At 68.8% G+C, this 10617-nt stretch carries 9 protein-coding genes and 1 rRNA gene; all 10 read right to left on the bottom strand.

Going from position 1 to position 10617, the window contains the following annotated elements:
• A partial coding sequence (locus TVH25_RS18825; protein WP_422425181.1) for a CTP synthase occupies positions 1–1709 on the bottom strand: 1709 nt, incomplete at its 3' end.
• Positions 1710–1902: 193 nt separating this feature from the next.
• A complete protein-coding gene (locus tag TVH25_RS18830) occupies positions 1903–2856 on the bottom strand; it encodes a copper transporter (RefSeq protein WP_169622359.1) in 954 nt (317 codons plus the stop codon).
• Positions 2853–4037: a putative cytokinetic ring protein SteA gene (gene steA, locus TVH25_RS18835; RefSeq protein WP_169622360.1), complete on the bottom strand. Its 1185-nt coding sequence runs from the start codon at positions 4035–4037 to the stop codon at positions 2853–2855. Before steA ends, TVH25_RS18830 begins: the two co-directional genes overlap by 4 nt.
• 81 nt (positions 4038–4118) lie before the next feature.
• Positions 4119–5888: a DNA repair protein RecN gene (recN, locus tag TVH25_RS18840; RefSeq protein ID WP_378528659.1), complete on the bottom strand. Its 1770-nt coding sequence runs from the start codon at positions 5886–5888 to the stop codon at positions 4119–4121.
• Between the two features lies 1 nt (position 5889).
• Positions 5890–6786, bottom strand: coding sequence for an NAD kinase (locus TVH25_RS18845; protein WP_296550984.1), 897 nt, complete (start codon positions 6784–6786; stop codon positions 5890–5892).
• A gap of 98 nt (positions 6787–6884) precedes the next feature.
• A complete protein-coding gene (locus TVH25_RS18850; protein WP_296550980.1) occupies positions 6885–7709 on the bottom strand; it encodes a TlyA family RNA methyltransferase in 825 nt (274 codons plus the stop codon).
• Between the two features lies 1 nt (position 7710).
• On the bottom strand, positions 7711–7929 hold the full coding sequence (locus TVH25_RS18855) for a hypothetical protein (protein WP_169622364.1): 219 nt from the start codon (positions 7927–7929) through the stop codon (positions 7711–7713).
• A 53-nt stretch (positions 7930–7982) separates the two neighbouring features.
• Positions 7983–9020, bottom strand: coding sequence for an HAD-IIA family hydrolase (locus TVH25_RS18860; protein ID WP_169622365.1), 1038 nt, complete (start codon positions 9018–9020; stop codon positions 7983–7985).
• Positions 9017–10456 carry a hypothetical protein gene (locus TVH25_RS18865; protein ID WP_169622366.1) on the bottom strand — a complete coding sequence of 480 codons (1440 nt, stop codon included), beginning with the start codon at positions 10454–10456 and terminating at the stop codon, positions 9017–9019. Before TVH25_RS18865 ends, TVH25_RS18860 begins: the two co-directional genes overlap by 4 nt.
• Before the next feature lie 77 nt (positions 10457–10533).
• A 5S ribosomal RNA gene (gene rrf / locus TVH25_RS18870) occupies positions 10534–10617 on the bottom strand; the annotation flags it as partial.

The following is a 10617-nucleotide window of genomic DNA, read 5'->3' on the forward strand; positions in this document are numbered from 1 at the left end:
GGCGGCCCCGCGGCCGGGTCACCGCCGTGGACGTCGACGGGCAGCCGTTCGGCGGCCTTGTACTGCAGTGCCGCGGCGATCAGCCCGGCGAAGAGCGGGTGCGGGCGGGTCGGGCGGCTCTTCAGTTCGGGATGCGCCTGGGTCGCCACGAAGTAGGGGTGGGTGCTCGCGGGGTACTCGACGAACTCCACCAGGCGGCCGTCGGGCGAGGTGCCCGAGAACACCAGTCCCGACTTCGCGATCTCGTCGCGGTAGGCGTTGTTGACCTCGAACCGGTGACGGTGCCGTTCGGAGACGTGCTCGGAGCCGTACGCCTTGGAGACGACCGAGCCCTTCTTCAGCGTGGCCGGGTAGGCGCCGAGCCGCATCGTGCCACCGAGATCGGCTTCGCCGGCGACGGCCTGTTCCTGGTCGGCCATCGTCGAGATCACCGGTGCTGTGGTGTCGGGATCGAACTCGGTGGAGGAGGCATCGGTGATTCCCACGGACCGGGCGGCTTCGATGACGACGCCCTGCAGGCCGAGGCACAGGCCGAGCAGCGGGATCTTGCGGATACGGGCGAAGCGGATCGCGCCGAGCTTGCCTTCGATGCCGCGGATACCGAATCCGCCGGGGATCAGCACGGCGTCGACGTCACCGAGGTGCTTTTCGGCGCCGGCTTCGGTTTCGCATTCGTCGGAGGCGACCCAGCGGATCTTCACCTTGGCGCGGTGCGCGAATCCACCGGCGCGCAGCGCTTCGGTCACCGACAGGTAGGCGTCGGGCAGGTCGATGTACTTGCCGACCAGTGCGACCTCGACGGTCTCGCGAGGGTTGTGCACCCGCTCGAGCAGGTCACCCCACACCGTCCAGTCGACGTCGCGGAACGGCAGGCCGAGCTGACGCACGACGTAGGCGTCGAGGCCCTCGCTGTGGAGCACCTTCGGGATGTCGTAGATGCTCGGGGCGTCGGGGCACGAGATGCACCCGGCGAGGTCGACGTCGCACATCAAGGAGATCTTGGCCTTGAGCGTGGCCGGCACGTCGCGGTCGCACCGCAGGACGAGAGCGTCGGGCTGGATGCCGATGTTGCGCAACGCCGCGACCGAGTGCTGGGTCGGCTTGGTCTTCAGTTCGCCGGACGGGCCGAGGTACGGCACCAGCGACACGTGGAGGAAGAAGCAGTTGTCGCGGCCGACCTCGTGACGGACCTGGCGTGCGGCCTCGAGGAACGGCTGGGATTCGATGTCACCGACCGTGCCACCGATTTCGGTGATCACGACGTCGGGGATCTGGCCCTCGTTGTCGGGTGCGGCCATCGCGAGGATGCGCCGTTTGATCTCGTCGGTGATGTGCGGGATCACCTGCACGGTGTCGCCGAGATACTCTCCGCGGCGTTCCTTCGCGATGACCGTCGAATACACCTGGCCGGTGGTGACATTCGCATCGGCGCTGAGATCGCGATCGAGAAAACGTTCGTAGTGGCCGACGTCGAGGTCGGTCTCGGCGCCGTCCTCGGTGACGAAGACCTCACCGTGCTGGAACGGATTCATGGTGCCGGGATCGACGTTGAGGTACGGGTCCAGTTTCTGCATCGTGACCCGCATCCCGCGGGCGGTGAGCAGCGCTCCGAGGCTCGACGCGGTGAGACCTTTGCCGAGCGAGGACGCGACGCCCCCGCTGACGAAGATGTGCTTGGTAGCGGTACGCGAATGGCGTGACTGTGGCAAAAGAGCTCCCGTGACGTCAGGTGCAGGGCTTTTGGACTGATGTGATGCAGCTGGGGCCTGCCGACCCACGGAACTTCACGGTAACACCTTCTGCGTCCGGGGCGTACTCGACTCGCCTGTATCGCCCTCCGGTGCTGTGGACGTCACATTTCCCGGGCGGTTGGAGCACGCGCACCGGGGCGGACGGGTGCGCTCAGCGCGCCGCGGAACCGACGGTGACGCCGCTCGCTCCGGGACCGGTGCCGTAGCGTCCGGCGCCTCCGTCGAGCTGTTCCCGGACCGCGAGAATTGTGGTGATCCGGCCGGCTTCCCGATCGAGATTGTCGACGGTGGACAGCCCTGAGGACAGTGCCGCGTCGGCACGCACCACGGCGACGGGGCCGTTTCCGGCTGCAGCGCCCGGCCGACCGGCGAGGACGGCGCCGGCTCCGCGCGCGTCGACAGCGGCGGCGAAGCGGGCCACGAGCGCCCCGCGGTTTCCGCCGGCGGTATCGCTCCCGGTAGGGGGTTCTCCGGTGACGACGAGCGCCGTCTGCGCCGGTTCGGCCTCTCCGTCGTCGTAGCCGATGAAGCCGCCGCTGCGCAGAGTGGTCAGGGCCAGTGCGCGTTCCTCCGGTGTGCCGCGAGCCTCACCGGTGGCCGGGTCGACCAGCAGCACTGCGCCGAGAAGGTCCCCGGCGAGGCTGCCCGGATCGATGGCGCCGGTCTGCAGCTCCACCCCGGCGGGGATGACGTTGGTGACGGTGGTGCGAAGTTGGTCGGCTCCGGACGCGCCGACGAAGGACTCGGTGAGCGCGAGCCGGCCGGTGACCCTGCCTCCGGCGTCCCCCACCGTGCGTACGAGTGCGTCGACGTCGGCGGGATCGGCGTCCGGGGTGGTGACGACGAGGACGGTGCGGTCGGTGAGGACATCGCGCACCACGCGCGGCGCGACGGTGGCGTCGAATCCGTCGGCGGCGACGAGTTGTCCGTCGAGCCGGGCGGCACGGTCCTCGGCCTCCTGCAGTTCGCGCCGCATCTCGGACTTGTCGTCGCGCAGGCCGGAGACCACGCTGCCCGACAGCAGTCCCGATCCGAGCACGATGCCGAGCGCCAGGGCCAGGAACACGGCCACCAGCGAGACGGCGTGGTGACGCAGCGAGATCACGCGCGCAGGCCCCGGACCCAGTCGACGGCGCTGTCCCACCATTCCTGGGCCAGGGCGACGACATCGCCCCCGAGATTGGAGACGACCAGGGCCGCGATGATCGCGATCAGCGCCGCGAAGATCAACAAGGCGATGATGCCGCCGGAGACGCGGCTGCGGTACAGGGTGGCGACAGCTTTGGCGTCGACGAGTTTCGGTCCGACCTTGAGGCGCGTCATGACCGCCGACGGGTTGGTGTCGCGGCGTCCCTGGTCGAAGAACTCGTCGAGCGAGACGGTGCTGCCCACGGTGACCACGAGCGCGGCGCCGTGATGGTCGACGAGCAGCAGCGCGAGGTCGGTGGGCGTTCCGGCCGCCGGGAAGGTCATCGCGCCGATACCGAGGTCCTGAATGCGTTCGAGTCCGGGAGCATGGCCGTCCGGGTCGGCGGGCAGCACGACTTCGGCACCGGATTTGAGGGTCGCCGTGCCGATCCCGTCCGGATCACCGACGATCAGATCAGGCCGGTATCCGGCTTTGGTGAGCGCGTCCGCACCCGGTCCGACGCCGACGAGAATCGGCGAATATTCCTTGATGAAGGGCTTGAGGTCCTTGAGGTCCTGGACGTGGCCGGGCCCATCGGACACCACCACGACGTGCCGGTCGCGCAGGTCGAGGTCGATCTCCGGGATGCCGACGCCGTCGATGAGCAGCGGGCTTTCTGACCTGATGAACTCGATGGTGTTGCCGGAAAACGCTTCGAGATGGTCGACGAGACCCGTCTTGGCTTCGATCATCCGATCGGAGATCTCGGCCTCGGTCTGTTCGTCGCCCTGCACCAGCAGTCGCTCGCCGGCGTATACGCCACCCTCGTAGAGCCGGACTTTGGCGCCGTCCTTGATCTTCTTGAATGTCTCGGCGCCGGTGTTGTCGACGAGGAGGATGCCGTTGGCGACGATCACCTCGGGCCCCAGATTCGGGTACCGGCCCGAAATCGAGGCCGATGCATTGACTACGGCCGACACGCCTGCTTCGACGAGAGCGTCGGCGGTGACACGATCGAGGTCGAGCGCGTCGAGGACCACCACGTCGCCGGGACCGACCCGACGCAACAGCTTCGCGGAGTTCGTATCGACCCTCGCGATACCGCTGACTCCGGGCAACGTTTCGTTGGTACGTGACAGCAGCGCCGGCATCTTCATGGCAAAGATGATGCTCCGGAGTTCCGGTCAGTTATCGGAGGCGCGCCGAGACGACGCCGCGACGCCGCATCGACGGCCCGATCACTGTGCCCGCTCGGCGTGCGCGACGGCGAGCAACTCCTCGGCGTGGGCGCGACCGGTCTCGGTGTCGTCGAGTCCCGCGAGCATCCGGGCGAGTTCGGCGACACGTTCGGCGTCCGACAACATCCGCACGCCGCTGCTCACCACCCCGGCGCGATCGTCCACCTTGTCCACCACCAGGTGCGTGTCGGCGAACGCGGCGACCTGCGGGAGGTGTGTGACGACGATGACCTGATGGGTCCGGGACAACCGAGCCAGCCGACGGCCGATCTCGACAGCGGCGCGGCCTCCGACGCCGGCGTCGACCTCGTCGAAGACCATGGTCGCGCCACGCTCGGATCCGGCGAGGACCACCTCGAGCGCGAGCATCACCCGCGAGAGCTCGCCGCCGGACGCGCTGCGCGCCAGGGGAAGAGCCGGAGCGCCGCCGTGCGCGGCAAGCCGGAACTCCACCTCGTCGACGCCGGACTCACCGGCGTGCAGGACGCGATCGCCGATCGGCAGCGGCGCGGAATCTGCCGCCGCGGCCTGCTGTTCGCGGATCTGTACCTCGAGCACCGCGCGGCCCATCGCCAGTCCGGCGAGTTCTTTGCTCACCGCTTTCGCCAGCTTCCCCGCCACCTTCTGGCGTGCCGCCGACAGTGCCGTCGCGGCCTCCGCGGTGGCGGCGGCTTCGGCGTCGACCTCGGCGGCGAGTTTGTCGAGGGCCTCGGCGGACACATCGAGACCCGAGAGTCGTTCTCGTGCGCTGCGCGCCCACTCGAGTACTCCGTCGACGTCCGCCGCGTATTTCCGGGTGAGGGTTTTCAGTTCGGCCTGCCGGGTGAGCAGGGTCTCGAGCGCACCCGGGTCGGAGGGAAGATCCCCCAGGTAGCCCGACAGATCACCGGCCACGTCGGTGACCACCGCGATGGCGTCGTCCAAGCGCGGCCCGAGGTCACGAAGGGCCGGGTCGTCGCTGCCGTCGACACGCGAGCGTGCCTCGCCCAGCAAGTCGAGTGCGGAGCGGGCTTCGTCGCCGTCGGCGGCGTCCTGGCCGGCGAGCACCGCGTGTGCGCCCATCGCTGCCTCGCGGAGGGAATCGAGATCGGACAGACGACGAACGTCGTCGACGAGCCGGGCGTCCTCCCCCGGCTCCGGATCGACGCGCTCGATCTCGTCGAGTCCGTACTGGAGACGGTCGGCTTCCTGCGCCAGCTCCCGCGACCGCTCGGTACGTTCGTGCCATTCGGCGCGGGCGTCGAGCCACCGACGCCGGTGCGTGCGATACCGGTCGAGCAGCGGAGCGATCGCCTTTCCGCCGAACCGATCCAGCGCGGAACGCTGTTCGCCCGGGCGGAGCAGGCGCAATTGGTCGTTCTGCCCGTGCACGGTGAGCAGCGGGTCGGTGAATTCGGAGAGCACACCCACCGGGACGCTGCGTCCCCCGAGGTGGGCGCGGGACCGGCCGTCGCTGCCCACGCTGCGGACGGCGATGATGCTGCCGTCCTCGTCGCGTTGCGCGCCGGCAGCCTCGAGAAGCCGGGCGACTTCTTTTTCGACATGACTGGCACCGTCGTCGACGCTGAAGCGTCCCTCGACCACGGCACGGTTCGCGCCGACGCGGACCCGTGTCGCGTCCGCCCGAACCCCGGACAGCAGGTGCAGGCTCGTGACCACCATGGTCTTGCCGGCACCCGTCTCGCCGGTCAGCACGGTCAGACCACCGTGGAACCGGGCGCTCGCCTCGGAGATGACGCCCAGGTTGTCGATCCTGATCTCAGCGAGCATCTCAGAGCTTCCTTCCCCGCCAGCCCTTCACCGGAAGTTCGAACTTTCGCACCATCCGGTCTGCGAACGGTGCCGAATCCAGCCGTACCCAGCGCACCGGGTGCCGGCCGCGCACCACGTCGAGGCGTCCGCCCGCGGGCAGTTCGAGCGTGCGCCGGCCGTCGCAGAACACCACCCCGTCGTGACCACCCGCGAGGGTTTCGACGGCGATGATCGATTCGGGACTCGTCACCAGCGGGCGCGCGAACAGCGCGTGTGCGTTGCTCGGGATCACCAGCAGTGCCTCGAGTTCCGGCCACACCACAGGACCGCCCGCGGAGAACGCGTAGGCGGTCGAACCCGTGGGGGTTGCAATGAGCACCCCGTCGCAACCGAACGACGAGACCGGCCTGCCGTCGACCTCGAGCACGACCTCGAGCACCCCGAGCCGGGATTTGTTCTCGAGGCTCGCCTCGTTCAGCGCCCAGCCGCGGTCGACGATCCTGTCGTCGACGCGGATGGTCACGTCCAGAGTCATTCGTTCTTCGATGCGGTATTCGCGGTGGGCGACCTGATGCAACGCGTCTTCGAGGTGTTCGGCTTCCGCCTCGGCAAGGAACCCGATTCGTCCGAGGTTGATGCCCAGCACAGGGACCGACGCATACTGTGCGAGTTCGGCAGCGCGGAGGAAACTTCCGTCCCCGCCCAGCACGATGACCATCTCGCAGCCTGCGGCGGCGTCGGGACCGGGTTCGACGATGCGAATGAAACTGCCCGGGATCGCGAGAACTCCCAGCCCGTTGCTGCCTGCCTCGTCCTCGAGTACCCGTAGACCGATGCCCGCCTCGCCCAGAACCTTGGCGACCCGCAGAGCAGTGGTGGCGATCTCGTCGCGACCCGCATGCGAGACGAGCAAGATCTCGCGTTCGGTGCCTCCGGGACCCGTCGGCGCCGGGGTGCCCGGGTTCGGCTGCGCCGGCCCTCTTGTCCCCGGGTTCGGCTGCGCCGGCCCTGTTGTCACTGTGGTCCTTCCTGTACCGCGCGGTGGACGAGATCGATCACGTTCGGGTCCAGGTCCTCGGCGCCCGGCTCTCCGGCCCGCAGCCAGAGGAAGTACTCCACGTTTCCGGACGGACCCGGTAGCGGGCTCGCGACCACTCCCCGGGTGCGGAGCCCCGCTCGCTGGGCCTCGCGTGCCACGTCGAGCACCGCTTCGGCCCGGAGTTCGGGGTCTCGCACGACGCCGCCGCTGCCGACCCGGTCCTTGCCGACCTCGAACTGCGGTTTCACCATCGGAAGCAGGTCGGCGCCGGGAGCTGCGCAACGCACGAACGCGGGCAACACCAGCTTCAGAGAGATGAACGACAGATCCGCCACCACCAATTCGACCGGTCCTCCGATGAGATCCGCGTCGATGGTACGCACATTTGTTCGATCGATGACGTGGACACGCGGATCGGATTGCAGTCTCCAGACGAGCTGCCCGTACCCCACGTCCACGGCGACCACTTCCGACGCGCCTTCGTGCAGAAGGACATCGGTGAATCCCCCCGTCGAGGCGCCTGCGTCGAGGCATCGCTTTCCGGACACGTCCAGACCCTGGGGAGTAAACGCTTCGAGTGCTCCGAGGAGTTTGTGCGCGCCACGTGAGGCCCAGGACACCTCGTCCGCGACCTCAGTGACGAGCAGCGGGGTGTTCGGCTCGACGGCGGTGGCGGCTTTGGTCGCCACGGTGCCTGCGATCAACACCCGACCTGCGGCGATCAGCTCGCTCGCGTGCTCCCGCGAACGTGCCAATCCGCGTCGTACCAGTTCTGCGTCGACCCGTGCTCGGCGCGCCACGTCAGATCTTGTCCACGGTCGCCAGCGCCTGCACGAGAACGTCGTGGGCCTGGTCGAGCAGCTGGGCCTGGCGGGAGATCCCCTGGGCCGTATCGGAGGTGTCCGCGCTGTCGCGCGCGCGCATCAGCAGCGCATCGACCTCCGCGTGGATACGGTCGGGATCGATCGCGACTCGTGGGCCGGGAACGTGTTCACCGGGGCGTGGAATAGACGTGCTCATCACCGACCACGCTAGTGCATCCGCGCCACGACCGGCACACGGCACGACCCGATTCAGGAAGCGATGCCCCACTCCGCGAGCACGGTGCGCGCGTGCTCGTCGACCGGCCGGAGCCGGCCGAAACCGGGGTTCGACCAGGCAACATCGAGCAGTCCGCGCAAGACCTCCATCGCGTCGCCGACCACCCCGGTGGACTCGAGATGCAGATCGCCGTCCTCGAGCCGTACCGACCAGCCCTCGGCGGGCATCACCCGGACCTGCGACGCCGGAGCGTCGAGGCACCCGAGCGAGGCACCGACGTACGTGGGGCGTTGCTCCACGGGAGCGCGCAACAGGTCGTCGACCGTGCTGACGCCCGTCAGGACCAGGAGGGAGTCCGCGCCGACTGCGTTGGCACCCTCGATGTCGGTGTCGAGCCGATCACCGATGACCAACGGCCGTTGTGCGGCACCCCGCCGGATCGCATCCTCGAGCAGAGGAGCCGCCGGCTTGCCTGCCACGACGGGCTCGGCGCCGGTGGCGTGACGTACCGCTGCGACCATAGACCCGTTTCCGAGCACCAGTCCCCGTTCGGTGGGCAGCGTCGAGTCGATGTTGGTCGCAACCCACCAGGCGCCGGCACGAATGGCGAGTGTCGCCTCGGCGAGCATCGGCCACCCCGTCTCGGGTGAATGTCCCTGGACCACGGCAACGGGATCTGCGTCGGCGGTCCGCACCGGGTTCAATCCCACCCGGGCGACCTCCTCTGCCAGAGCGTCGGTACCGACCACCAGAACAGGTGATCCCGACGGCACCTGTTCCGCAAGCAGACGGGCGGCGGACTGCGAACTCGTCACCACCGACGCGTCGTCCGCCGGGAACCCCAGGTCGCGGAGATGGCGGGCGACTTCGCTCGGGCGACGGCTCGCGTTGTTCGTGACATAGAACAGCCTGTCGCCTGCGGTCAACGCCTCGCGGGCACCGGGAACGGCATCCGCGCCTCGATAGACCGTGCCGTCGAGGTCGAGCAGGAGGACATCGTAGAGCGAACGCAGAGAGTCACCGGTGTACTCGGCCGCCGCGTCGCCGAAGGCGCCGCTCGACGAGGTCACAAGTCTCCTCCGGTGAGCTCCTCCACCCGATCCTCGGCGTCGGTGACGCCTTCGATGTCGGCTTCCGCAGAGTGCAGGAACCACTGCACGCCTTCTTCCGCGCGTCCCGCTGCGACGAGTGCGTCGGCGTACGCGTAGAAGAGCCGTGCCGCGGGCGTACCGGTGCGGGTCGGGTCGAGATCGGAGGTCTGCAGTGTCACCACGGCCTGGTCGTACTGGCCGAGATCCATGCGGGCACCCGCGACGACGATCCGCAGTTCGCTGGCTTCGTCGCCGGTGAGGGCACGTGCTTCTTCGCTGCGCCCGAGTTCGATGGCCTTCTCCGGCCGTCCGAGGCCACGTTCGCAATCGGCCATGACAGCGAGAAGTGCTGTTCCACCGGACATCCGGCGTGCTGCACGGAGCTCGGAGAGCGCCTCGGCCCATTCGCCTGCGTGATACGCGGTGATACCGGCGGCCTCACGGACGACTGCGATCCGGCCGGCACGCTGACGTGCGGCACGGGCATGCGCCAATGCGAGACGCGGGTCGTCGTCGATGAGCTTGCCCGCCATGACCAGGTGACGTGCGACGGCGTTGGCGTTCAGCTTGTCGAGACTGAGGAGGTCGCGCCGGATCGCCGGGTCCAGTTCCGAGGCTTCGACGTTCTCGGGCAGGTCCGGCTCGTCGGGGCGGGCATCGCGCCGGGGAGCAGAACCGTCACGTCCCCCTGCCGGGCCGAATCCGCCTTCGCCGCCACGACGACGAGGGGCTTCGCCACCGCGGCGATCACCGCCGTAGCTGCGGGCTCCGCGATCGTCGCTTCCACGGCGGTCGTCGGTGCCACGGCGATCGCCGCCGTAGCTGCGGGCTCCGCCGCGTGCGTCATCGCGGCTGCGGTCACCGGTCGGGCGATTCGGACGCTCGCTGCGACCGGCGTCTCCGCGGGACCGATCCGACGCAGGTCGGTTCCGATCACCGAACTGCCGTCCGCGGTCGTCACCCCTGCTCTGCCGAGGATCGCTGTCGCGGTTCGGTCGCGAGTCGCCACTACGGGCGGGACGGGAGTCGTCACGTCGGCGGTCGCCGGACGGCTGGTCGCGCTGCGGCCGGTAGCCGCGGTCGGACCTGTCGTCGCTGCGGGGCGGACGCGCATCGCCTTCACGGCGAGGCCGGGAGTCGTTGTTGCGGTCGGGTCGTGCATCGCCTTCTCGGCGGGGGCGCGCGTCCTCGCTTCGGCCGCGCTGTGCGCGATCCGGGTAGGAGCGTTCACCGCTCCGCTGTGGCCGGCGGTCGTCTCCGCGCCCGGCGGAGGAATCGTCACGCCTGTCGCCGCTCTGCCTGCGGTCGTCGTTGCCGCGATTGGTCTGCGAGCCTTCTTTGCCTTCGCCCCGGCCCGACCAGGGAGTAGATCCTCCACTCCGGAAGGATCGACGCTCACCGTTGTTGTCGGACACAGAAAAAATCCTTTCATAAAAGCACGATAAAAACACGAAAGGGGACCCAATTATTGGGTCCCCTTTCGGTAACGGGTGTTCGGCGGTGTCCTACTCTCCCACACCCTGTCGAGTGCAGTACCATCGGCGCAATGGGGCTTAGCTTCCGGGTTCGGAATGGG

Origin of the sequence: Rhodococcus sp. 7Tela_A2 (assembly GCF_049311045.1) — a bacterium.
Lineage (GTDB): Bacteria > Actinomycetota > Actinomycetes > Mycobacteriales > Mycobacteriaceae > Rhodococcus.

Excerpts from the sequence above, each read along its gene's own strand:
- steA (WP_169622360.1), bottom strand. The coding sequence starts at position 4,037 with ATGAAGATGCCGGCGCTGCTGTCACGTACCAACGAAACGTTGCCCGGA.
- recN (WP_378528659.1), bottom strand. The coding sequence starts at position 5,888 with ATGCTCGCTGAGATCAGGATCGACAACCTGGGCGTCATCTCCGAGGCG.
- TVH25_RS18855 (WP_169622364.1), bottom strand. The coding sequence starts at position 7,929 with ATGAGCACGTCTATTCCACGCCCCGGTGAACACGTTCCCGGCCCACGA.